The organism is Streptomyces marinisediminis (genome assembly GCF_026262575.1).
Classification (GTDB): Bacteria; Actinomycetota; Actinomycetes; order Streptomycetales; family Streptomycetaceae; genus Streptomyces; species Streptomyces marinisediminis.
The window spans coordinates 149,394-173,137 of sequence record NZ_JAPKFL010000001.1 but is presented as its reverse complement, the minus strand read 5'-3'; the positions used below and the strand labels follow the sequence as shown (position 1 = coordinate 173,137).

The window sequence follows — 23,744 nt, the reverse complement described above, 5'->3', positions numbered from 1 at the left end:
TGGAACGGCTATGACTGACGACACCGCACCCCACCCCCGCCGCCTGCGCGTGCTGGCCGCCATGTCCGGCGGCGTGGACTCGGCCGTCGCCGCCGCCCGCGCGGCGGAGGCCGGGCACGACGTGACCGGCGTGCACCTGGCCCTGTCGGCGAACCCGCAGTCCTTCCGTACCGGCGCGCGCGGCTGCTGCACGCTGGAGGACTCCCGCGACGCGCGACGCGCGGCCGACGTCATCGGCATCCCGTTCTACGTGTGGGACCTGGCCGAGCGCTTCCGGGCCGACGTCGTGGAGGACTTCGTCGCCGAGTACGAGGCGGGCCGCACGCCCAACCCGTGCCTGCGCTGCAACGAGAAGATCAAGTTCGCGGCGCTGCTGGACAAGGCGCTGGCGCTCGGCTTCGACGCGGTGTGCACCGGCCACTACGCCACCGTCGTGCGGCGCGCGGACGGCTCGCGCGAGCTGCACCGCGCGAGCGATCTGGCCAAGGACCAGTCGTACGTGCTCGGCGTCCTGGACGAACGGCAGCTCGCGCACGCGATGTTCCCCCTGGGCGACAGCCGGGCGACGAAGGAGGAGGTCCGCGCGGAGGCCCAGCGCCGCGGCCTGGCGGTGGCCAGGAAGCCGGACAGCCACGACATCTGCTTCATCGCCGACGGCGACACCCAGGGCTTCCTGGCCGGCCGGCTGGGCCGGGCCGAGGGCGACATCGTCGACGAGGACGGGCGCAAGCTGGGCACCCACGAGGGCGCGTACGGGTTCACCGTGGGGCAGCGCAAGGGCCTGCGGCTGGGGCGCCCCGCTCCGGACGGCAAGCCCCGCTACGTGCTGGACATCTCGCCGGTGGACAACCGGGTGACGGTGGGTCCGGCCGACGCGCTGGACGTCAGCGCGCTCACCGCCGTGCGCCCCCGGTGGTGCGGCACCCCCCCGGCCGGCGCCGGCTCCTACACCGCGCAGTTGCGGGCGCACGGCGCCGAGACGCCGGTCACGGCGGAGCTGGTGGACGGGGAGCTGCGCGTCGCCTTCCACCGGCCGGTGCGCGGCGTGGCGCCGGGCCAGGCGGTCGTCCTCTACGACGGCTCCCGGGTGGTCGGCTCGGCGACGATCGCGACGACGCGCCGCGCGGAGCGCGTGGAGAGCTGAGCCGGGGCACCGCCGTCCGGACCCGCCCGCGCGGGGGCACCCGCGCGGGCGTCAGCGCGCGAGCACCCGCGCGAGCTGGCGGGCCTGGCACACCAGGCGGTCGGCGCCGTCCCAGACCTCGACGTCCTCCTCCAGGAAGCCGCCCGCGAGGTTGCGGGTGGTGACGGCGACGCGCACCGGCCCGGGGGCCGGGCGGCAGCGCACGTGGGCGGTGAGCTCCACGGTGGGCACCCAGCCCCGCAGGCCCAGCTCGAAGGCGGTCGGCGGGAGGGCGTCCACGGCCAGGAGCAGCGCGAGGGGGTCCAGGTCGCGGCCGTCGGCCAGGGCGAACCAGGCGCGCATCTCGCCGCGTCCGCTGGGCGCTCCCACGGCCCAGCCCGCGGTGGCCGGGTCCAGCCGCAGGTCCAGCCGTCCGGCGATGGGCGGTCGCCCGGCGGCGCCGCCCGGGTCGTCGCGCGTGCCCGGGCAGGCGTCCGGCGGCGGCAGGGCGGGGGGCGGCGCCGTGGTGCGGACCTCGTCGGGGAGCGCGCCGAGGTCCCCGTAGGTGGCCAGCACGCGGACCCGCTCGACCTCGCCGCCGTCCTCGTCTGTCTGGAACAGCGCGGCGGAGCCGGCCGCCAGGGTCCGGCCGGGCGCGGCGGCCCGGGTGCGGATGACGGCGGGCCCGGGGCGGGTCGCGGTGAGGTAGTGCGCGGTGATGCTGAACGGGTCGGGGTGGGCGAGGGCGTCGCGCAGCGCGCGGGCGAGGACGGCGAGGAGGTAGCCGCCGTTGAGCGCGTCGCCGACGGCCGCCCACCCGGGGGGCAGCTCGGCGGTGTAGACACCGTCCGCCACGCGGTGGACCCCGGTGTCGCGGTCGAACTCGCTGTCTCCGATGCGCGCGCCGGCGTCCGCCCCGGGCTGTGCCTGAACCATGGCGGTACCGTACAGCTTTCTATTACCCACGGGTAGGTTCTGGTGGTGGGATCATCGGGTCATGCTCCACGTGCTCTACCTGGTGGGCGTCGCCGCCTTCGCCGCGAGCGGCGTGCTGGCCGCGCACCGCGCCAACATGGACCCCTTCGGCGGTCTCGTGCTGGCCTTCGCCGCGGGGGTGTCCGGCGGCACCCTGCGCGACCTCATCCTGGACCGCAACCCGCTGTACTGGACGCAGGACTGGGTGCTGCTGACCCTCATCGCCACCGTGGGCGTGGTCACCATGGTCTACCTGCGCTTCTGGAAGCTGCCGCACCGCGCGCTGCTGCTCGTCGACGCCGTCGGGCTCTCCGTCGTCACGGTCATCGGGGCCCGCGCGGCCATCGAGTCCGGCGTGACGCCGCTGGCCGTGCTGATCCTGGCCGTGCTGACCGGCGTCACCGGCGAGGTGGTGCGCGACGTGCTCTGCGGCGAGCTGCCGCCCCTGCTGCTGCGCGAGGAGGTGTACGCCACGGCCGCGTTCGCCGGCGCCCTGTGCTACCTGGCGCTGCACTGGCTGGACGTCGGCCCGGGCCCCGCGGCGGTGTCCTCGGCCGCGGTGGTCTTCGCCCTGCGCCTGGCCGCGATGTACTGGGGCGTGTCGCTGCCCCGCTCCCGCTCGCACGAGGCGCAGGAGGTTGGATAGGCCCCCCGCGCCTCGCGCGGACTCAGCCGGAGAGCTGGGCCGGTGCCTTCTCCCGCGCGGTCAGGGTGATGGTGCCGTCGGCGATCTCCTCGGCCCAGTGGCAGGCGACGCGGTGCCCGTCGGCCAGTTCCCGCAGCGCGGGGCGCTCGGTGGCGCACCGGGTCTCCTGCTTCCACGGGCACCGGGTGTGGAAGCGGCACCCGGGGGGCGGCGCCGCCGGGGAGGGCAGGTCGCCGGTGAGCAGGATGCGCTCGCGGGCGTCCTCCACCGCCGGGTCGGGCACCGGCACCGCGGACATCAGCGCCCGGGTGTAGGGGTGCCGGGGCTCGGCGTACAGCAGGTCGCTGGGCGCCTCCTCCACCAGCGAGCCGAGGTACATCACCCCGATGACGTCCGAGATGTGCCGCACGACGGCGAGGTCGTGGGCGATGACCAGGTAGGTCAGGCCCATCGACTCCTGGAGTTCCTCCAGCAGGTTGAGCACCTGGGCCTGGATGGAGACGTCCAGCGCGGAGACCGGCTCGTCGCAGATGACGAGGTCGGGCTCCAGCACCAGCGCCCGCGCGATGCCGATGCGCTGCCGCTGGCCGCCGGAGAACTCGTGCGGGTAGCGCGAGAGCGCGTTGGCCGGCAGGCCGACCCGGGCCAGGATCTGTGTGATCCGGGCGCGCCGCTCACCGGCGTCGGCGCCGATGCCGTGCGCGGCCATGCCTTCGGCGAGGATGGACTCGATGTTCTGCCGCGGGTTGAGGCTGCCCAGCGGGTCCTGGAAGACCATCTGGAGCCGCTGCCGGTGGCGGCGCATCTCCTCGTCGGGCAGCTTCGCCAGGTCGGTGCCGTCGAAGACCACCGCGCCCTCGGTGATGTCCACCAGGCGCAGGATGGCCCGCCCGAGCGTCGTCTTGCCGCAGCCGGACTCGCCGACCAGGCCGTAGGTCTGGCCCGCCCGCACCGACAGCGACACCCCGTCCACGGCGTAGACGTGGCCGACCGTGCGGTCGAAGACCAGGCCCTTCTTGACCGGGAAGTGGACCTTCACGTCGTCCAGTTCGAGCAGGCTCATCCGGTGGCCTCCGTCCTCTGCGGGCTGGTGGCGCCCTCGGGCAGCACCGGGTTGACGCACCGGGCCTGGTGCCCCGGGGTGTGCGGTTCGGTCAGGGCGGGGGTGCCGGTCAGGCACTCCATGGTGTAGCGGTCGCAGCGCGGGGCGAAGGCGCAGCCGTCGGCCCAGTCGATGCGGTCGTTGATGGAGCCGCGGATGGGCCGCAGCGCCTCGCCGCGCGGGGCGTCCAGGCGTGGGATGGAGCCCAGCAGGCCGTGCGCGTAGGGGTGGGTGGGCGCGTCGAACAGCGCGCGACGCCCGGCGGACTCGACCACCTTGCCCGCGTAGAGGACGTTGACCTGCTCGCACAGCCCGGCCACCACACCCAGGTCGTGGGTGATCATCAGCAGGGCGGTGCCCTCCTGGTCGACCAGTTCCTTGAGCAGCTCCAGGATCTGGGCCTGGATGGTGACGTCCAGCGCGGTGGTCGGCTCGTCGGCGATGAGCAGGCGCGGGGCGCAGGCCACCGCCATGGCGATCAGCGCGCGCTGGCGCATGCCGCCCGAGAGCTGGTGCGGGTACTCCTTCAGGCGCCGCGTGGGGTCGGGGATGCCGACCCGGTCCAGCAGGTGCGCGGCCTCCTTGCGGGCGGCCTCGCCCCGCATGCCCCGGTGCCGGGCCAGGATCTCGGTGACCTGGACGCCGATGGGGACGACCGGGTTCAACGAGGACAGCGGGTCCTGGAAGATCATCGCGAGCTGGGTGCCGCGCAGGTCGCGCATGCGGGCCGCGGGGAGCGTCAGCAGGTCGGTGCCGTCGAACTCGGCGCGGCCGCCCAGGCGCACCCCGCGGCCGGGCAGCAGGCCCATCAGGGCCAGCGAGGTGACGGACTTGCCGCAGCCCGACTCGCCGACCAGGCCCACCACCTGGCCCTGGTCGACGTCGAAGGACACCCCGTCCACGGCCCGCGCGTCGCGCTGGCCGCGCCCGGCGAAGGTGATGGTCAGTTCGTCCACGGAAAGCAACGGCATGTCATCAGCTCCGCAGTTTCGGGTCGAGGGCTTCGCGCATCGCCTCGCCCAGCAGGGTGAAGCCGAGGGCGGTGATGATGATGCCCAGCGCGGGGTAGACCGCGAGCATCGGCGCGGCGTCGAAGTACTTCTGCGCCTGCGCCAGCATGACGCCCCACTCGGGCTCGGCCGCGTCCGGGTTGCCCAGGCCCAGGTAGGACAGGGCGGCGGCCTCGATGATGGCGGTGGCCAGGCTCAGCGTCGCCTGCACGATCACCGGGCTCAGCGAGTTCGGCAGCACGTGGCCGAGCGCGACGCGCCGCTTGCGCACGCCGAGCGCCTGGGCGGCGACGACGTAGTCCTTGCCGCCCTGGGCGAGCATCGCGCCGCGCAGCAGCCGCGCGAAGATCGGGATCTGCACCACGCCCACGGCGACCATGACGGTCGTCAGCGACTGCCCCATGACGGCGGCGATGGTGACCGCCAGCAGCAGCGACGGCAGCGCGAGCATCATGTCGATCACGCGCATGACGACGGTGTCGTAGCGCTGCCCGAGCTTGCCGCCGAGGGTGAGCGCGGCGCCCGCCGAGCCGCCGACGAGCGCGCCGATCGTGAAGCCGAGCAGGGTGGCGACGATGCCGACGAGCAGCGTCTGCCGCGCGCCGACCAGCAGTCGCGAGAACTCGTCGCGGGCCAGGTGGTCCAGGCCGAACCAGTTCTCCGCGCGGGGGCCGACGAAGATGTTGCGGTTGGTGAAGACCTCGCCGCGCCAGAGCTGGGCCGTCGGGTCGTAGGGCGCGACCCACGGGCCGATGACCGCCAGGATCACGAAGGCGCCGATGACGACGGCGCCGATGATCGCCATCTTGCTCTGCTTCAGCCGCCGCCACGCCTCGACCCACAGGCTGCCGCCGGTGGCGGTCTCGGTGCTCGCCGTCAGCTCCGCGAGGCGGTCGATCTTGTCTGTCTTGGTGCTCATCAGTGCACCCGCACTCTCGGATCGATGAGGCCGTACGCCAGGTCGACCAGCAGGTTGATGACGACGTAGGCCAGCGCGATGAACATGATGAAGCCGACGAGCACCGGGTAGTCGCGGGCGTCGATGGCCTCCTTGATGAAGGAGCCGATGCCGCCGAAGGCGAAGACGGACTCGGTGAGCACCGCGCCGGACAGCAGCCCGCCGGTGAGCAGGCCGATCGCGGTGACCACCGGCAGCAGCGCGTTGCGCAGCACGTGCCGGCCGCGCACGGTGCTCTTGCGCAGCCCCTTGGACTCCGCGGTGCGCACGTAGTCCTCGCCGAGCACCTCCAGCACGCTCGCGCGCGTCATGCGCACGATGATGGCCAGCGGGATGGACGCCAGCGCCAGGGCGGGCAGCACCAGGTGGGTGACCGCGTCCCAGGCGGCGTCGAACTCGCCGGTGAGCAGGCCGTCGAGCACGTAGAACCCGGTGATCTCGGTGGCGTCGATGCCGGTGGTCTGGCGCCCGAAGCTGGGGAACCAGCCGAGCTGCACGGCGAAGAGGGCCTTGAGGATGAAGGCCAGGAAGAACACCGGGATGCAGATGCCCAGCAGGGAGCCGGAGACGGCGGTGACGTCCAGCCAGCCGCCGCGGCGCCGGGCGGCGAAGTAGCCCAGCGGGACGCCGACGACGACGGCGATGACCATGGCGCTGACGCCCAGTTCGACGGTGGCCGGGAAGGCCCGGGTGAACTCCTCCCACACCGGCTGGCCGGTCATGGTGGAGGTGCCCAGGTCCAGTCGTCCCAGGCGCTGGAGGAACCGCAGGTACTGCACCCACACGGGCTGGTCGAGCCCGAGTGCCTCCTCGATGGCGGCGACGTCGGCCGGGGTGGCCTTCTCGCCCAGGATGGCCGCGGCCGGCCCGCCGGGCAGCCGGTTGAGCCACGCGAAGAGCAGTACCGACAGGCCGAGCAGGGTGGGTATGAGCTGGAGCAGTCTGCGGACGACGAGTCGCAACACCCCGCGACGCCCCCTTTCTTGGGGTCTTACCGGGCTGGCTGATACAGGTCCGCCCGGCCACCAGGGTGTCGTGGCCGGGCGGACCTCACGCGCAGCGCGCGGTTACTTGAAGGTGACCTCGGCGAAGTTCTCCTGCGTCAGCGGGGAGACCTCGGGCGGGTTCACGTCGGCGGAGAACGCGATGGACGGGGGCGAGGAGGAGATCGGCACGCCCGGGACGTAGTCCATGATCAGCTCGTTCGCCTTCTGGTACAGGGCGGTGCGCTGGGCGACGTCCGGCTCGGACTCCGCCGCCTTCATGGCGTCGAAGATCTCGTCGTTGCGGAAGCCCCACTGCTCGTCGTAGCCGCTGAACCAGGTGCCGATGAAGTTGTAGCCGTCGTTGAAGTCACCGGTCCAGCCCAGCAGGTGCAGGTCGCAGGAGCCGCTCTCGGTGGCGTCCAGGTAGTCCGGCGCCCACTTCATCGGCTTGGGGGTGACCGTGACCCCGGCCCGCTCCAGGTCGGCCTTCATCAGCTCGAACATGTCGGCCGGGGCCGGCATGTAGGGGCGGGTGACCTCGGTCGGGTAGCAGAAGTCGACGGCGAGGTTCTCCTCACCGGCGTCGGCCAGCAGCGACGTGGCCTTGTCGGTGTCGTACGCGTAGGTGGCCACGTCCTTGGAGTAGCCGTCCACGGTGTCCGGCATGAACTGCGTGGCCGCGACCCCGCCCTCGGGGAGCTGGGTGTCGACGATGTTCTGCCGGTCGATGGCGTGGGTGAGGGCCTGGCGGACCTCCTTCTTCTCCAGGGCGGCGTTCGCCTCCTGCGAGAAGCCCAGGTAGAAGATGTTGAACACGCCGCGGACGGGGACCTGGAAGTTCTTGTCCTCCAGCGTCTTCACGTCGGAGGGCGCGACCAGGTCGTAGCCGTGGATGTCCCCGCCCTCCAGCGCCTGGCGCCGGGCGTTCTCCTCGGAGATCGTGCGGAAGACCAGCGTCTCCACGCCCGCCTTCTCACCCCAGTAGTCGTCGAAGCGCTTGAGGGTGACCTCGTCGTTGCCCTTGTCCCACTCGGTGATCTCGAACGGGCCCGTGCCGGCGACCGTCCCGGCCTCCTGGCTGTACTTCGGGTAGTTGATCGCGTCGCCCTCGCCGGTGGCCTCCTCCTGCTGGTAGGCCTCCAGGGACTTCGGCGAGTGGATGGCCAGCGCCTGGAGCGAGAAGCCGCCCGGCAGGTTGGCGGACGCCTCGTGGACCTCGATGACGGGGGTCAGCTCGTCCTTGGCGGTGCAGCCCTTGTAGTTGGGCTCCGCCGTGTTCTCGCTCTCGTTCTCCGCGAAACCGCCGAAGATGGTCTGCCAGTAGTAGGAGACCGCCTTCTGCTGGTAGGTGCCCTTCCAGTTGAACCAGTGGTCGTAGTTGGCGCAGACGGCCTCCGCGGTCAGCTTCTCGCCGTCGTGGAACGTGACCCCGTCGCGGAGGTGGAACGTCCACTGGGTGCCGTCCTCGCTGCTCTCCCACGACTCCGCGAGGCCGCCGACGAGTTCGGTGCCGCCCGGTTCGTGCTCGATGAGGGCCTCGAAGGCCTGCCGGGTGACGCGGAACGTCTCGCCGTCGCTGGCCAGGGCCGGGTCCAGGGAGCCCGGGTCGGCCGCGGCGCCGAAGATGAAGGTGTCGCCTCCGCCCGCCTCGCCGTCGCGCTCGCTGGCACAGCCGGCGGTGATGAGTCCGACCGCAAGGGTGGCCGATATCGCCTGGACGACCCTGGATCTGGTTCTACGCATGGTCCACCTCAGGGGTCATGGTGGTGCAACAGATTCTGGTCGCCCGCACATTACTGTGCATCCATAGAGGTGTGAACCGTCCGCATGCCGGTGATACCGAGCTGAGACCAGCCTTGATCGGCGCCCCGGACGGCGTACCGGGCGATAAGGCGCAACCGGACCGCGGCACGTCCGGCGTCCACCGCCTCCACCTTGGTGACGTGCGCCTTTTCCCCCGCGAGCGCGCGCCCCGGCCCGCCGCGGCCTCCGGGGCGGGCCGGGGCGGGCGGCGCCCGCCGGGCCGCTTCCGCCTCCCCGGCCCCCGGCGGCGACGGCACGCGAGCGGCACGGCGCGGGGAAGCGGCACGGCGCACGGAAGCCGCGCGACGCGGGGAAGCGCCACCGCGCGCGGAAGCGGCACCGCGCGGAAGCGGCACCGCGCGGAAGCGGCGCGACGCGCGGGCGGCGTCCGACCGCCGTGCCACGCGGTGTGCCGCCCCGGTGAGCGGCGCGGGAGGCGTGCCGCACGCGCGCGGGCGCGGCGGTGGGCGCCGGCGTCAGTACGCCCGGGGGTAGCCGTAGCCGTGCCGGGGCCCCGGGGCGGGGGCGGCGACGTGCGCGGTGGGCTGGACGTCGCGGTCGAAGAACGGGCGGCCGTGGGCGCGCAGCCACATCGCCACCGGGTCGTGCGGGTCGCCCAGGGGGACCACGGCCACCGGCAGCCCGTCGGGCACGGCGCTCGCGGCCTGCCGCACCATCGTGGTCGCGGCGTGCAGCGCGGGCCCGCCGGGCTCGTACAGGTCCACGCCCACGGCCAGGAACGCGGTGCCGTGCGCGGGCTGCACCCAGGCGCGGCGCAGGCTGCGCACCGCCGGGGTGTGCTGCGCCTGGTGGGTGAGCTGGGCGTAGAACTGCGGCGCCTGCACGACGGGGTCGCTCAGCCGCAGCGGCCCGGCCGGCAGGCGGTCCAGGCCCGCGAAGACCCGGCGCAGGTCCGGCCACGGCACACCCAGGCCCCCGCCCGGGCCGTGTGGGTTGAGCCACAGCCCGTGGTGGGCCGGGAAGAGGCCGCCGGCGGCCTCCCGCCCCTGGACCACCTCGTGCCCGCGCGTCCAGCCGGAGACGGCCAGCTCCCGGGCCGACGTCACGCACGGGACGTAGCCGTGCCCGGCCACCCCCAGGCCCGCGTACCGGGCCCGCGGGTCGCCGGGGTGGCCCTGCCACAGCAGGAGCCACAGCGGCGCGTCGGTGAGCGCCCGCAGCAGCGCCTCGTACGCGGCGAACCGGTCGCTCCGGCCCGGGGCCACCTGGCGCAGCAGCTCCTCGACGCTTCCACCCGCGCTCACGTCCGCCGCCCTTCTCCGCTTCGGTCCCGCTCCGGGCACGCCACGTGCTCCCCCGACATCCAACCAGCTTACGAACCCGCCCCGGCCGGAGTACCGCCGCGGCTGCTCAGCCACCGCCGTCACGGTACTCAGGCCAACCGGCCACTGTACTCAGTCCGGGCGCGTGTAGAAGGGGCGGACGCACTCCCGCAGCCAGCCCACCACCGGGTCCTGCGGCGCGGCGTCCATGAACACCAGTTGCACCGGCCAGCGCACCGAGCGGCCGGCCAGCGCCCGCGCGAGCGCGTCGTGGGCGGCCTGCCGGGCGTCCGGCTCCAGCAGGTCCAGCTCGACGCCGACGAAGAGCGCGGGCGGGTCGCCCTCGGCGCTGGCCAGGCCGCGCCGCGCCGTCCGCACCGGGGCCAGCCCGGCGAACTCCCCGGCGGCCGCGGTGAGGAAGTCCACCGGGTCCTCCTGCCAGTCCGGCTCGAACAGCCGCACCCGCGCGCCGCGCGGCACGCCGGGCCCGCCCTCCGGCTCCCGGGCCAGCTCCGCCACGGCCTGCGGGGGCAGCGGCACGGTGACGACGCCCTCCAGGTTCACCACGACGCCGACGTGCGGCGGCAGTCCGCGCGCGAACTCGCGCGCCGGGACGGCGGCGAACGGCATCGCCATCCGCACGCACCGCCGCAACTGCTCCGGCGAGCTGTAGACGGGCACGTATGCGGCGCCCTCCAGCTCCACCGTCGGCAGGTCGAGGTCCCGGCTGTCGGGGCCGCCGCCCTCCGGCAGCGGCACGTAGACGCTGCTGCGGCCCAGCGCCTCCATGATCCGCCCGCCCGCGCCGGGCACGTCCACCGACGCGGCCAGGGTCTGCTCCAGCTCGTTGCCGGGCCAGCCGTCGCCGCCGGGCGGGGGCTGCGGGTGCGGGGGGTGCGGGTGCTGCCGGGGCGCTGTCATGCCGGGCACGATAACGCCGGGCCCCGGGTGCGGACCGCGCGGGCGGCCCGGGCCCGTCCGCTCACCCGGATGAACACCTGTGGTGAGCGTACGGTTGCGTGCGGTAAGGGGCGGACGGAGGGTGGAGAGGTCGCATCGGACCGTCCGTCAGGAGCCGTAACCATGCTCAGCGCTCGCAAGGCCGCCTTCGGTGCGGCCTCCGCCGCACTCGCCGGAACCGTGACCCTCACCCTCGTCGGCGTCGCCGGTGCCGGCCCCGCCGACCGTCCCGCGGCCGCGCCCCTGCCCGGCACCGAGGCGCTGGCCGACCGGGCCCGGCAGCTCGACCACCTGGGCGAGCTGATGTCCTCCGTCTCCGAACTCGTCGACGACGTGCTGGAGGCGCCCCGCGGCCGGCTCTCCGCCGCCGAGATGACCGAGAACCGCCGCGACGTCGGCCGCGACCTGCGCCGGCTGCGGCGCACCCTGGACGCGGCCCCGGCGCGCGGCGACCGGGCCGAGGACGCGCCGGACGCGCGGGAGCGGCCGGAGCGGCAGAGCGTGGAGGTCGGCGGGCGGGAGGGCGTGCGGGTCGAGTGGGACGACGCCCGGGACCAGTGGCGGGTGGACTTCGACGAGTGGTCGGTGGGCTCGACCGAGCCCACCGGCCGCCCCTCGGCCGCCGCCCCCTTCCCGAGCTGCCTGCCCGTGCAGCTCCCGGACGTCGGCATCACCTACCCGACGCTGCCGTTCCCCCCGTGCGACCCGCCCACCACGCCCACCGGCACGCCGACGGCCGTCCCGACCGGCGTGCCCACCGGCCTGCCCACCGGCGCTCCGGTGACCGCGCAGGAGCCGGAGCGGCAGGCCCCCGCGGCCCCCACGTCGGCGCACGCCGCCCTGGACGAGCTGCGGGAGGCCGTCGACGCGCTGCTGGACGCGTCGGCCGCGCGCGAGGCGGAGCGGACCGGGCGGGCGGCCGACACCGTCCTGCGGCGCCTGGACGCGGTCATGACCGCCCTGGCCGACGGGGGCGCGCGGTCGGGCCGCTGACGCCGGTCACCGGGGCACGGGCGGCGGGGTCGGCCCGGTGGACGCGGTCGGCTCAGCGGGCCCGGTCGGCGCCGGCCGGGTGAGCAGGGTGGCCGTGTCGCAGTCCGCGGGCAGGCGCCCGGCCGCGAGGTCGCCCAGCAGCCGGGCCATGGCGCGCCGGTGCGCGGCGAACGCGGGGGCCGAGACGGCGCGCCCGCGCTCGGCCTGCCCGGCGAGCGCCACGGCGGCCGGGACGTCCAGCACCACCAGGTGCAGCATGCGGCCCCGGCGCCGGGCGTCACGGGCCAGCCAGCGCCTGACCCACGGCAGGTTCCCGCAGTCGTGGACGACGACGCTGGAGCCGGTGCGCAGCGCGCGCAGCAGGCGCCGGTAGTGGTCCACGCGCACCACGGGGCGGTAGACGCCGTACGGGAGCCAGCGCGGCAGCCGTCGCTCCCAGCGCTCGCGCACCTCCTGCGAGTCCGCCCGCAGCGCCTCGGCCGCCGTCTGGGCGGTGAGCGCGCGGATCAGCGTGGACTTGCCGCTGCCGGGCAGGCCGGAGACCACCACCCGGTCGCCCGGCGGGAAGGTGAGGGCCGGGGGGCCGGGCTCACCGCGCAGGTCGCGGATGCGCCCGCGGTCCGGGCCCGGCCGGTCGGCGGCCCCGCCGCGCGGCTCCGGCACCCCCGGCCGCGCCCCGGCGGCCGCCGGCGCGGCGGTCCGGGCACCGGGGAGCCCCGCCCGCCCACCGGGCACGGACCCGGCGGCACCCGGCGCGCACGGCACCTGCGCGCCCCGCGCCCCGGCGGGCGAGGGCTCGCCCGCCGCGGGCGAAGCCGCGTCCACGCCGGACGGGCCGGGCACGGGCGGAGTCGGCGCGGGCGTCCCCGGCTGCGCGGACGCGCCGCCGGGCAGCGCGGACCCGGTGCCGGGAGGCACGGACGCGGCGCCGGGAGGCGGGGCGTCTGACGGCGCCGGCGCCCCCGGCAGCGCAGGCGTGGCGGCGGGCGGCGGCGGGCCGGGCGGTGCGGCGGGCGGCGGGCCGGGCGGTGCGGACGCGGCCCCGGGCGGTGGGGGCGTGTCGGGCGCCGTGAGCGTGTCGGGGGCTGGCGGGACCTGGGTTCCGTGCCGCGTCATGCCGTGTCTCCCTCCCCGGGGCCGTCCACCGTACTGTGCGCGGCCACTCCTATGATGTCCGTTCGATACGCTCCGGTTCCCTCCCACTACCCTCCGGCCCCGGCGCGGCGAACCCCACGCGGTCCGGGGTGCCCCGGTGGCCGGTTCCCGTGCAATGATGAGCGCGCGAACTTCATACCGGCCGTTCGAGCCCGCACGGGAGAGTCCCAGCACCCCTGGTCGTCCAGGGCGCGGGGGCGCCGAAGGAGCAAGTCCTCCCTTGAATCTCTCAGGCCCCGATACCGTGCGCGCGAGGCAGATCTGAAAAGCGGACGGCCCCCGGCCGGGGGTCCGCCCCACCCAAGGTGCAAGCCGTGGCCCGTACGGGCCTGTGGCGAACCTCTCAGGTTCCGATGACAGATGGGGAGGACGTGTCCGCCCTGCCTGGGAGCCCCTGAATGTCTGACGCCCTGTCCGAGAACGCCCCGCCCCGCCGCACCGCGCTGGACGCCGTCCACCGCGCCCTCGGCGCGACGATGACCGACTTCGCCGGCTGGGACATGCCGCTGCGCTACGCCAGCGAGCGCGACGAGCACCAGGCCGTGCGCACCCGCGCCGGCCTCTTCGACCTCTCCCACATGGGCGAGATCGCCGTCACCGGCCCGCAGGCCGGCGAACTGCTGGACTACGCGCTGGTGGGCAACCTGGGCGCGCTCAAGCCCGGCCGCGCCCGCTACACCATGATCTGCGACGCCTCCGGCGGCATCCTGGACGACCTGATCGTCTACCGGCTCGCCGACCGGGAGCACGAGGGGCACCGGGAGTACATGGTCGTCGCCAACGCCTCCAACGCCCAGGTGGTGCTGGACGCGCTGACCGAGCGGAGCGCCGGGTTCGACGCCGCCGTGCGCGACGACCGCGACGCGTACGCGCTGCTGGCCGTGCAGGGCCCCGAGGCCGCCGGCATCCTTTCGGGCCTGACCGACGCGGACCTCGGCGGGCTGAAGTACTACGCCGGGCTGCCCGGCACCGTCGCCGGCGCGAAAGCGCTGATCGCCCGCACCGGCTACACCGGCGAGGACGGCTTCGAGCTGTTCGTCGACCCGTCCGACGCCGAGCGGCTCTGGCGGGCGCTGCTCGCCGCGGGCGCGGACGCCGGGCTGGTGCCGTGCGGCCTGTCCTGCCGCGACACCCTGCGCCTGGAGGCCGGGATGCCGCTGTACGGGCACGAGCTGACCCGGAACACGACGCCGTTCGACGCCGGGCTCGGCCGGGTGGTGAAGTTCGAGAAGACCGCGAACGAGGGCCGCTTCGTGGGCCGCGAGGCGCTGGCGGCCGCCGCCGAGCGCACCCGCGAGCAGGCGCCGCGCACGCGGGTGGGCCTGGTCGCCGAGGGCCGCCGGGTGCCGCGCGCCGGGTTCCCGGTGGTCGACGGCGAGGGCCGGACGATCGGTGAGGTGACCTCCGGTGCCCCCTCCCCCACCCTCGGCAAGCCGATCGCGATGGCCTACGTGGACGCCGCGCACGCCGCCCCCGGCACGCCGGGCGTGTCCGTCGACATCCGGGGCAAGCACGAGCCGTACGAGGTCGTGGCGCTGCCCTTCTACCGGCGCGAGAACTGAGCCGCACGCCCATCGGGCACCCCGTTCCCCACGTCACCACCCCTCATCCGGGAGAATCCGCACCATGAGCAACCCCCAGAACCTGCGTTACAGCAAGGAGCACGAGTGGCTGTCGGTCGCCGAGGACGGCGTCTCGACCATCGGCATCACCGAGCACGCCGCCAACGCGCTCGGTGACGTCGTCTACGTGGACCTGCCCGAAGTGGGCGCCACCGTGACCGCGGGCGAGACCTGCGGCGAGCTGGAGTCCACGAAGTCGGTCAGCGACCTGTACTCGCCCGTGAGCGGTGAGGTCACCGAGGCCAACCAGGACGTCGTGGACGACCCGGGCCTGGTCAACAGCGCCCCGTTCGAGGGCGGCTGGCTGTTCAAGGTGCGCGTCACCGAGGAGCCGGACGACCTGCTCGACGCGGCGGGCTACACCGAGTTCACCGGCGCCTGAGCCACCGCCTTCCGGATTCCCCGCGGACTCTCACCGAGGACACCATGTCGCTTCTGAACAGTTCCCTCCACGAGGTGGACCCGGACGTCGCCGCCGCCGTCGACGCCGAGCTCCACCGCCAGCAGTCCACCCTGGAGATGATCGCCTCCGAGAACTTCGCGCCGGTCGCGGCGCTGGAGGCCCAGGGGTCGGTGCTGACCAACAAGTACGCCGAGGGCTACCCCGGCCGCCGCTACTACGGCGGCTGCGAGCACGTCGACGTGATCGAGGACATCGCGCGCGAGCGGATCAAGGCGCTCTTCGGCGCCGAGGCCGCCAACGTGCAGCCGCACTCCGGCGCCTCCGCGAACGCCGCCGCGATGTTCGCGCTGCTCAAGCCGGGCGACACCATCATGGGTCTGGACCTGGCCCACGGCGGTCACCTCACCCACGGCATGCGGATCAACTTCTCCGGCAAGCTCTACAACGTCGTCGCCTACCACGTGGACGCCGAGACCGGGCTCGTCGACATGGCCGAGGTCGAGCGGCTGGCGCGCGAGCACCGGCCGAAGCTGATCATCGCGGGCTGGTCGGCCTACCCGCGTCAGCTCGACTTCGCCGCCTTCCGCCGCGTCGCGGACGCCGTGGACGCGCTGCTGATGGTGGACATGGCGCACTTCGCCGGCCTCGTCGCCGCCGGGCTGCACCCCAACCCGGTGCCGTACGCCGACGTCGTCACCACCACCACGCACAAGACGCTCGGTGGGCCGCGCGGCGGCGTCATCCTCTCCAGGGCCGAGCACGCCAAGAAGATCAACTCGGCGGTCTTCCCCGGCCAGCAGGGCGGGCCGCTGGAGCACGTCATCGCGGCGAAGGCGGTCTCGTTCAAGATCGCCGCCTCCGAGGAGTTCGCGGAGCGCCAGCAGCGCACCCTGACCGGGGCGCGGCTGCTCGCCGAACGGCTCACCCAGCCGGACGCGCGCGCCGCGGGCGTCTCGGTGCTCTCCGGGGGCACCGACGTCCACCTGGTCCTCGTCGACCTGCGCGAGAGCGCGCTGGACGGCCAGCAGGCCGAGGACCGGCTCCACGAGATCGGCATCACCGTCAACCGCAACGCGGTGCCGAACGACCCGCGTCCGCCGATGGTCACCTCCGGCCTGCGCGTCGGCACCCCGGCGCTGGCCACCCGCGGCTTCGGCGAGGACGACTTCCGCGAGGTCGCCGACATCATCGCCGAGGCACTGCTCCCCGGCTTCGACGAGGCCAGGGCCAAGGCGCTCGCCGGGCGGGTCACCGCGCTCGCCGAGAAGCACCCGCTCTACCCGGGCCTGACGAAGTAGTCCGACGGTGGCCGGGCCGCCCGCGCCCACCCCGCGCGAGCGGCCCGGCCCCCCACCACACACCCCCCGCACCGACCACCGACCGGCTCCACACCCGAGCTGACAGGGAGTCCGCACCGTGGCCATCTCCGTCTTCGACCTCTTCTCCATCGGCATCGGCCCGTCCAGTTCGCACACCGTCGGCCCCATGCGCGCCGCGCGCATGTTCGCCGTCCGCCTGAAGAACGACGGCGTCCTGGCCCAGACGGCCTCCGTGCGCGCCGAACTGTTCGGCTCCCTCGGCGCCACCGGGCACGGCCACGGCACGCCCAAGGCCGTCCTGCTGGGCCTTGAGGGCCACTCCCCGCGCAGCGTCGACGTCGCGCGGGCCGACGGCTGGGTCGAGCGCATCCGCACCGAGCGGCGCCTGAAGCTGCTCGCCACCGAGATCGGCGACGCCCACGAGATCGCCTTCGACGCCGACACCGACCTCATCCTGCACCGGCGCCGCTCCCTGCCCTACCACGCCAACGGCATGACCCTGTTCGCCTACGACGCGGACGGCCGCCCGCTGCTGGAGAAGACGTACTACTCCGTCGGCGGCGGCTTCGTCGTGGACGAGGACGCCGTCGGCGAGGACCGCATCAAGCTCGACGACACCCCGCTGCGCTACCCCTTCCGCACCGGCGACGAGCTGCTGCGGCTGACCCGGGAGACCGGGCTGTCGGTCTCCGCGCTGATGCTGGAGAACGAGAAGGCCTGGCGCACCGAGGAGGAGATCCGCGCCGGACTGCTGGAGATCTGGCAGGTCATGCAGGAGTGCGTGGCCCGCGGCAGCAGCCAGGAGGGCATCCTGCCCGGCGGGCTGAAAGTGCGCCGACGGGCGGCGAAGACCGCGCGCATGCTGCGCACCGAGGGCAACCCCGAGGCCCACGCGATGGAGTGGGTCACGCTCTACGCGATGGCCGTCAACGAGGAGAACGCCGCCGGCGGGCGCGTCGTCACCGCTCCCACCAACGGCGCCGCCGGCATCATCCCGGCCGTGCTGCACTACTACACGCGCTTCGTCCCCGGCGCCGACGAGGACGGGGTCGTCCGCTTCCTGCTGGCCGCCGGAGCCATCGGCATGCTGTTCAAGGAGAACGCCTCCATCTCCGGCGCCGAGGTCGGCTGCCAGGGCGAGGTCGGCTCCGCCTGCTCCATGGCCGCCGGCGCGCTGGCCGAGGTGCTGGGCGGCAGCGCCGAGCAGATGGAGAACGCCGCGGAGATCGGCATCGAACACAACCTGGGCCTGACCTGCGACCCGGTCGGCGGCCTCGTCCAGATCCCGTGCATCGAGCGCAACGGCATGGCGGCGGTCAAGGCGGTGACGGCGGCCAAGATGTCCCTGCGCGGCGACGGCCGCCACCACGTGTCGCTGGACAAGGCGATCAAGACGATGAAGGACACCGGCGCCGACATGAGCGTCAAGTACAAGGAAACCGCCCGCGGCGGCCTCGCGGTCAACATCATCGAGTGCTGACCCGACCCACCCGCACGCGAGGGTGCCGACGTGCCGGTGGGGTGGGGCCTGGGGGCGATCATCGTGGCGGTCCGTCCGCGCCGGCCCCCACCGGGCGCGGACGGACCGAGGGGAGGGTGGCATGAGCGACGTGGTCCGCTTGGTCACGTACACGGATCTGGACGGCGCTGCCTCTGACGCTCGCCAGATGTCGGTGTCGGCACGGCTTGAGGCCGTACTCGCGGACGGCCGCGGCCTGGTCGTGCTCGACGACCGTGGCTGGACCTCCTCGGGCCCGGTGGACCTCCGGGCGTCGACCACGGCGGAGGACGTCGAGGCGACGGCCCGGACGGTGGTCGGGCCGGACGAGCCGGGAGACGGCGAGACGCACGAGCAGGCGGCGGTCGGCCACTGGAACGCCCTGGCCGCCGTCATCAGGCGCCAGGGTGGACGGGTGGACGCGCAGGAGCTCCCGCGGCTGCCGCATGACGTCGTCCTCAGCGAACGCCTCCGGGCCTGGATCGCCTGAGAGGCGGCCGCCCGCCGCGGGCAAGGCACTCCCTCAGCGAATCCCCACCGCGGAACCAACCGCACCAGCCGAACGATCACCGCCGTACACGCCGAACCTGGTGCCGCATCAGGCGCAACCCATCGCATACGCAGAAACGCGCAGGATCGTCGCCGTCTCCGCCGTGCCCTGGAACTTCACCGAGTCGGATTCGCTGGAAAAGCTGACCAGTCCATCCTTCTGGATTTTCAGATCACAGACCGACTCCACGGAGAACTCATCAACCGAGATCGCACGCAGGCCCCCGAAGGCGAGCTCGACCTGTACTACGTCCAGACGGTCGCGCCGCCACTTCACAGGAGGATTGGCCGGGAATTCCGCGAGATCGAAGCGAAGGCGCAGCGTAGGACCATTCACGCTTAGGCAGAGTTCCTCGATGCGCACCTCGTCCAGGGTCGGCACCGTGTCCCCATAGACAGCCAGTACCGGCTGCGGATTACTGAGAGACGCGATCCAGTCCAACATCGGAACTCCTTTAGTACTCGTAATGCTGGGCCGTACCAGGAACCTTACCGGTCCTCGGGTTCTCGAATGGGCGAACATTCAGGTGAGGGCCTTGATCGCCCACGCCGCCTTCGCCATAGTAGTGGCCGGCCGAGTGGTCCTGGATGATCACTCGATCGCCCTCTTCACGCGTGAACACGTACTCTCTGGTCAACACGGGAGTTCCGTCTGGATTCATAATCTGCCGCCCCGATCTGTCGGTCATCGACGTCATCATCAACTCATCAGGTTGCCGACCGTTCGGGATTCCAAGGTCCCTCTTCGCCGACCTGAAGGCCGCATTCCGGCTCGGCAGCACCCGGGAGGCCGGCACCCGGTCGCCTCCGCACTCGGGTGCCAGGCCCAGGGGGTCGATCCACGTGTGGGGGTTGTGGACGTACGTGGCGGGGTTCGGGGCTGGGGTGAGGCCGAGGGGGTCGGGGGTGGTGTAGCGGGCGGTGTCGGGATCGTAATGGCGGAAGTGGTTGTAGTGAAGGCCGGTCTCGGGGTCGGCGTACTGGCCGGGGAAGCGGAGCGGGGTGTAAGCGGTGGCGTCCCGGTTCCAGGTGGTGGTGCCCCACAGGGTGGCGCGGGTGTGCCAGTGGACGTGGCCGCTTTCGTCGACAAGCTCGGTGGGGGCGCCGACGAGGTCGGTGACGATGGCGAAGAAGCGGGCGTCGATCTCTTCTCGGGTCGCCTGTTCGAGACGACGCTCGATCTGGGTGAGCGGTCGATGGCCCTCGTGCTCCCAGGTGAGCGCGGTGTTGGTGGTGGTGTCGAGTTGCTCAGCCAGGCGGGAGCCGTCCCAGGTGAACAGGACCTCTTCGGTGATGTCACCGCTGGGGGCGAGGCGTTGTTTGCCAGTGCGGCGACCGAGGGGGTCGTAGGTGTAGCGCCAGGTGGCGCCTTCGGGAGTGGTGCACGTGGTGAGGCGGTCTTCGGCGTCCCAGGTGTAGTGCCAGGTGGCGGGTTTGCGGGACGGCCGGGGCTTCTGGCGGAGGGTGGTGCGTCCGGCGGCGTCGTGTTCGTAGCGCACGGCTCCGGCGGTGGTGATGCGGGTGCCGACGTAGGTCCGTTCGCCGCGGGCTTCGCGGTGGGGGGCCTGGTCGGGCCAGTGCGCGTGCGTCTGGTTGCCGGCCTGGTCGTAGGCGTAGGTCTCGGACCAGTCGTCGGCGGTGACGCTCAGGGGGCGGCCGACGGGGTCGAGGGTGTAGTGCTCGGTGGTACCGGCCAGGTGGTCGGTGGTGGAGACGAGGTGGTGATCGGCGCGGTAGTCGTATCCGCGGGAGCGGACGACGCGGGCTGGGGAGGAAAGGGTGTGTTCGACGGGGCGACCGAGGAGGTCGAAGGCGGTGGTGAGGGTGACGGGTTGGTCGGTGGGGCCGAAGGTGCGGGCGAGTTCGCGGCCCCGGGGGTCGTGCTGGAAGGTGAGGAGGTGCCCGTGCACGTCGAGGCGGGTGCGATGGCCTGCCGGGCCGTGGTCGTAGCGCGTGGTGGCGCCGGTGGGGGTGGTGCGGGACGTACGGCGGCCGAGGAGGTCGTAGGTGTAGCGGATGGTGCGTCCGTCCACGCTCTCGGCCAGCAACCGACCCCGTACGTCGTGTTCGCGTAGCAGTGCGGAGGTGGGGGTCGTGGCACGGATGAGCCGGCCGGCGGTGTCGTAGGCGTACTCGGTGACGACACCGTCGACGTTCCGGGCGAGCAGACGGCCGAGACGGTCGTGGGTGTAGGTGTAACGCTGGCCCAGGGGCGTGACGAGGGTGGCCGGGCGTCCCGCGGGGTCACAGGTGTAGGTGTGGGTGCGGGAGTCGAAGTCGGTCTCCGAGGTGAGCCGACCGGTAGCGTCGTAGGCGTAGTCCCACGTCAGCCCGTTCGGGTTGACGACCTGGGTGAGACGCAGCTCGGTGTCGTACTGGAACTCGTAGCGGGCGCCGTCGGGGCCGGTGCGGGCGCGCAGCTTGTCGAAGTGCCCGTACTCCATGGAGGTCGTTCCGCCGGCGGGGTCGGTGTGGGAGGTGCAGTTGCCCTCGCCGTCCCAGGACCAGGTCTCGGTGGTGCCGTCGGGAGCGATGCGGCGGGCGGGCCTGCCCTCCACGGTCCACTCCGTGCGTGTGGCGGCGCCCAGGGGGTCGGTCACGGTCGCGGGGCGGCCGAAGGCGTCGCGGGTGATGGTGGTGGTGTGGCCGGCGGCGTCCGTGAGCGTCAGCGGCAGGCCCGCGGCGTTGTTCACCGCGTGCTGGGTGTGGCCTAGGGCGTCGGTGACGGTGGTCGGGGCGCCGGTGGGGTCGTGGGTGAAGTGGGTGGTGGCGCCGTCAGGGGCGGTGACGGAGGTGCGGTTGCGGTGCGCGTCGTAGGTGTGGCGCCACACCGTGCCGTCGGGGGCGGTGATCTCGACGGGGAGGTTGTCCGCGTTGTAGGCGGCGGTGGAGGTGGTGCCGTCGGCCCGCAGCACCGTCGTCAGGTTGCCCGCGTCGTCGTAGGTGAAGGTGGTGGTGTGGCCGAGGGGGTCGGTGCGGGACAGCAGGCGGTCGTAGCGGTCCCACTCCTGGTGGGTGGTGTGCCCTGCGGGATCGGTCTCGGTGGTGACCTGGCCGAGTCGGTTGAGGTGGTAGGTCGTGGTGTGCCCGAGTGAGTCGGTGTACGCGGTGGTGCGGGCCTCGGTGTCGTAGGTGAGGGTGGCCGAGAGGGAGCCGTCGGGGCCGACGGTCTCCACGACCCGGCCGGAGGCGTCGTAGACGTAGCGGAACGTGGAGTCGTTGCGGTCGGTCCAGGAGGTGACGCGGGAGTCGGCGTCGTAGGTGAAACGCAGCGGAAGACCGCTGGAGTTGGTCACTGTGGTGAGGTCGCCGTGGTCGTCGTAGCCGTAGGCCGTGACCGGGGTGGCGCCCTCGGGGGTGCGCAGGGCGATGCCGGTCACGCGCAGGGGGCCGTCGCCGTGGAGGGGCGCGGTGCCGATCTCGACGTGGTAGCCGCCGGAGTGCACGACCGCCGTGGGCGCTAGCCGGTCGTCGCGCACGATCTCGACCTCGTTGCCGTGGGCGTCGGTGAGGGAGAGCAGCCAGCACAGGGCCGGGGCGTCGAAGAGCGATTGCGGGAGGGGTGCGGCGGGCTCGGCGAAGGACCGGGTGATGCCGGTACGGGGATCGGTGACGGCGAAGGCGACGCCGGGGACGCCGGTGACGCGGCGCAGCGGCAGCCGGTGGCCCTCGACCGGCAGGAGGGGGTCGTCGCCTTCCTGCGGGGTGCGCGGGTAGAGGAGTGAGGAGGCGTCCTCCCGGGCCCAGACGACGGAGCCGTCGGGGTCGATGTGCAGGCGCTCGTCCAGGGTGGAGGCCCAGGAGCGGCCGAAGTGCCGCCCGTAGCGGTAGGTGCCGATGTGGGTGCGGTGCAGGGCGAGGGTGAGCACGCCGGGCAGCGTGATGTCGGTTTGCGTCAGCGTCATCGCACCGGTGGCGATGTCGATCGGATCGCCGCACTGGGCGGAGTCCTCCCGTGCCACGCCGTTGGTCCGCGCGTCCGTCTTGACCGTCCGCAGCGAGTCGGGACGGGTGGGTACCGGACGGTCGGCGCGCGGGGCGGGGCGAGGACCGGCGGGGTCGGTGCCTCGGCGGGTCCCGTCACCGTCGCGGCCCTCGTCGATCCGGAAGGCGTCGAAGCGGCGCTTGGTGTCACGCTCGTTGTTTCCGTGCAGGGTGTTGATGCTGCGCACACCGCGGGGCAGGGCGCCGCCGAAGTGGTCGCCGACGGTCTTGGTCGCCTTCTCCAGAGAGCTCATCCCTCGGTCGACGAACTCGTTGACGGCGTCGGCGAGTTCGTCCTTGCCTCGGGTCTTGCCCTGCTTGGTGCGGGCGTTGGTCAACTTTCCGGTGGTGCGCCCGTTGACGGAGGTGCTGACCCCGGTGAGGCTGGTGGCGGCCGTGTCGTGCTCGCCGTCATCGATCTTCAGCTTGCCGATGGCGCGGCCGAGGCTGGGTGGGGCACCGTCGGCGGAGGCCAGGTTCAGCGACTGGGCGCCCTCCTGGAAGCCGTCCCGCCCGGCCTGGGCGACCTCCCCGACGTCGATCTCGTCCTGCAGGCCCAGCCCCGTCGCGGCGATCTCCACCACCAGCTCGGTGGCCATACTCTCCAGGGCCTGCACCGCGGGTTCGGACAGCGCCGTGACCAGTTCCGCCACGGCCAGCTCCATGGCCTCCCGCAGCAGCCGCCGAACCACTTCCCGCGTCGCCGCGATCGCTCCGGCGCTGAACAGGGTCGACAGACCGGCGGTGAACGGGGCGGCGGCCAGACCGATCCCGATCGAGGCCGCCAGAGCGACCAGCTCCCCCACGGCCGCCGCCTTCCGCCCGGCGATGACGTCGGCCGCCCCGTCCAGGGCGGTGGCGAAGAGGCGGGCGGCCGAGGCGAGATCGGCCATGTGCCGGGTGTCGAGCTTGTCCCAGTACCCCTGCAACGCGGTGAGCGCCTCGGAGTCGCCGGAGGAGACCAGCCGTGTGATCGTCAAACGCGCCGCGTGCGCGTCGTCCTCCACGTCTTCGGCGAAGTCCCGCAGGTCGTTCGCCATGTCCCGGTAGTCGTCCTCGTCGACGTTCGGCCAGCCGACGCCGATGAGGTCCAGCATCGCGTCCGCGCCATCAGGTAAGACGTACCCCACGGCTCGACTCCTCTCCCCCAGGCGCGGCGCCTTCGGCGCCGGTCGGCACCGGTCGGCAGTTGTTTGTCTACACGGTGGCGCGGGGCTTCCGGGTTCCCGAACACGCGGACGGGCTGACGGGGCGGGGCGGGGCGGCGCGGCGTCTCGTGGGCGTGTGGCGCGCGGTCCACGGGGGGGGGCGCGTCGGCCTTCGCCTGCCTCCGCCGGTGCGCTGGGTGCCGGGGGTCGCGCTGCTCGTGGTGGCG

At 73.5% G+C, this 23,744-nt stretch carries 19 protein-coding genes and 1 riboswitch; of the genes, 8 read left to right on the top strand and 11 right to left on the bottom strand.

The features are described 5' to 3' along the window. Positions 1-10 precede the first annotated feature (10 nt). Positions 11-1,144 (top strand): tRNA 2-thiouridine(34) synthase MnmA, encoded by a 1,134-nt coding sequence (gene mnmA / locus OSB71_RS00750; RefSeq protein WP_265942978.1) that lies wholly within the window; start codon positions 11-13, stop codon positions 1,142-1,144. 51 nt (positions 1,145-1,195) lie between these two features. Here mnmA and OSB71_RS00745 read toward each other — a convergent pair whose 3' ends face one another. Next, positions 1,196-2,059 carry a thioesterase family protein gene (locus OSB71_RS00745; RefSeq protein WP_265942976.1) on the bottom strand — a complete coding sequence of 288 codons (864 nt, stop codon included), beginning with the start codon at positions 2,057-2,059 and terminating at the stop codon, positions 1,196-1,198. A 61-nt stretch (positions 2,060-2,120) separates the two neighbouring features. Here OSB71_RS00745 and OSB71_RS00740 point away from each other — a divergent pair, with 61 nt between their 5' ends. Continuing rightward, a complete protein-coding gene (locus OSB71_RS00740; protein ID WP_265942974.1) occupies positions 2,121-2,744 on the top strand; it encodes a trimeric intracellular cation channel family protein in 624 nt (207 codons plus the stop codon). 22 nt (positions 2,745-2,766) lie between these two features. Here the strand turns inward: OSB71_RS00740 and OSB71_RS00735 are convergent, their stop codons facing one another. From OSB71_RS00735 to OSB71_RS00705, 7 genes are all read right to left on the bottom strand, one after another. Further along, entirely contained in the window at positions 2,767-3,807 is a 1,041-nt protein-coding gene (locus OSB71_RS00735) for an ABC transporter ATP-binding protein (protein ID WP_265942971.1), read from the bottom strand. Continuing rightward, on the bottom strand, positions 3,804-4,817 hold the full coding sequence (locus tag OSB71_RS00730) for an ABC transporter ATP-binding protein (protein ID WP_265942969.1): 1,014 nt from the start codon (positions 4,815-4,817) through the stop codon (positions 3,804-3,806). Before OSB71_RS00730 ends, OSB71_RS00735 begins: the two co-directional genes overlap by 4 nt. Positions 4,818-4,821: 4 nt before the next feature. Then, complete coding sequence (locus tag OSB71_RS00725; protein WP_265942967.1) at positions 4,822-5,775, bottom strand: ABC transporter permease; 954 nt, start codon at positions 5,773-5,775, stop codon at positions 4,822-4,824. After that, a complete protein-coding gene (locus OSB71_RS00720) occupies positions 5,775-6,779 on the bottom strand; it encodes an ABC transporter permease (protein WP_265942965.1) in 1,005 nt (334 codons plus the stop codon). Before OSB71_RS00720 ends, OSB71_RS00725 begins: the two co-directional genes overlap by 1 nt. Positions 6,780-6,881: 102 nt before the next feature. After that, a complete protein-coding gene (locus OSB71_RS00715) occupies positions 6,882-8,543 on the bottom strand; it encodes an ABC transporter substrate-binding protein (protein ID WP_265942963.1) in 1,662 nt (553 codons plus the stop codon). A gap of 536 nt (positions 8,544-9,079) precedes the next feature. Next, positions 9,080-9,868: an enhanced serine sensitivity protein SseB C-terminal domain-containing protein gene (locus OSB71_RS00710; RefSeq protein WP_265942961.1), complete on the bottom strand. Its 789-nt coding sequence runs from the start codon at positions 9,866-9,868 to the stop codon at positions 9,080-9,082. 150 nt (positions 9,869-10,018) lie between these two features. Then, positions 10,019-10,807: an enhanced serine sensitivity protein SseB gene (locus OSB71_RS00705; RefSeq protein WP_265942959.1), complete on the bottom strand. Its 789-nt coding sequence runs from the start codon at positions 10,805-10,807 to the stop codon at positions 10,019-10,021. Positions 10,808-10,969: 162 nt separating this feature from the next. Here OSB71_RS00705 and OSB71_RS00700 point away from each other — a divergent pair, with 162 nt between their 5' ends. Further along, on the top strand, positions 10,970-11,839 hold the full coding sequence (locus OSB71_RS00700) for a hypothetical protein (RefSeq protein WP_265942957.1): 870 nt from the start codon (positions 10,970-10,972) through the stop codon (positions 11,837-11,839). A 6-nt stretch (positions 11,840-11,845) separates the two neighbouring features. On the opposite strand, the gene OSB71_RS00695 is transcribed toward OSB71_RS00700, so the two are convergent. Further along, positions 11,846-12,502, bottom strand: coding sequence for an AAA family ATPase (locus tag OSB71_RS00695; protein WP_265942954.1), 657 nt, complete (start codon positions 12,500-12,502; stop codon positions 11,846-11,848). Positions 12,503-13,141: 639 nt separating this feature from the next. After that, a riboswitch (glycine riboswitch) is annotated at positions 13,142-13,249 on the top strand. A 143-nt stretch (positions 13,250-13,392) separates the two neighbouring features. Here OSB71_RS00695 and gcvT point away from each other — a divergent pair. The 5 genes from gcvT to OSB71_RS00670 all read left to right on the top strand — a co-directional run bounded on the left by gcvT (position 13,393) and on the right by OSB71_RS00670 (position 18,326). Continuing rightward, entirely contained in the window at positions 13,393-14,556 is a 1,164-nt protein-coding gene (gene gcvT / locus OSB71_RS00690) for a glycine cleavage system aminomethyltransferase GcvT (RefSeq protein ID WP_265942952.1), read from the top strand. A gap of 64 nt (positions 14,557-14,620) precedes the next feature. Further along, positions 14,621-14,998, top strand: a complete 378-nt coding sequence (gcvH, locus tag OSB71_RS00685) for a glycine cleavage system protein GcvH (RefSeq protein ID WP_265942949.1) — start codon at positions 14,621-14,623, stop codon at positions 14,996-14,998. Positions 14,999-15,042: 44 nt separating this feature from the next. Further along, a complete protein-coding gene (glyA, locus tag OSB71_RS00680) occupies positions 15,043-16,317 on the top strand; it encodes a serine hydroxymethyltransferase (RefSeq protein ID WP_265942947.1) in 1,275 nt (424 codons plus the stop codon). Between the two features lie 118 nt (positions 16,318-16,435). Next, positions 16,436-17,818 carry an L-serine ammonia-lyase gene (locus OSB71_RS00675; protein ID WP_265942946.1) on the top strand — a complete coding sequence of 461 codons (1,383 nt, stop codon included), beginning with the start codon at positions 16,436-16,438 and terminating at the stop codon, positions 17,816-17,818. 121 nt (positions 17,819-17,939) lie between these two features. Continuing rightward, positions 17,940-18,326, top strand: coding sequence for a hypothetical protein (locus OSB71_RS00670; protein ID WP_265942944.1), 387 nt, complete (start codon positions 17,940-17,942; stop codon positions 18,324-18,326). 108 nt (positions 18,327-18,434) lie between these two features. On the opposite strand, the gene OSB71_RS00665 is transcribed toward OSB71_RS00670, so the two are convergent. Both OSB71_RS00665 and OSB71_RS00660 read right to left on the bottom strand, forming a co-directional pair. Next, positions 18,435-18,830, bottom strand: coding sequence for an Imm50 family immunity protein (locus tag OSB71_RS00665; protein WP_265942942.1), 396 nt, complete (start codon positions 18,828-18,830; stop codon positions 18,435-18,437). A gap of 10 nt (positions 18,831-18,840) precedes the next feature. Continuing rightward, a complete protein-coding gene (locus OSB71_RS00660) occupies positions 18,841-23,499 on the bottom strand; it encodes an HNH/endonuclease VII fold putative polymorphic toxin (RefSeq protein ID WP_265942940.1) in 4,659 nt (1,552 codons plus the stop codon). Positions 23,500-23,744: the final 245 nt, after the last annotated feature.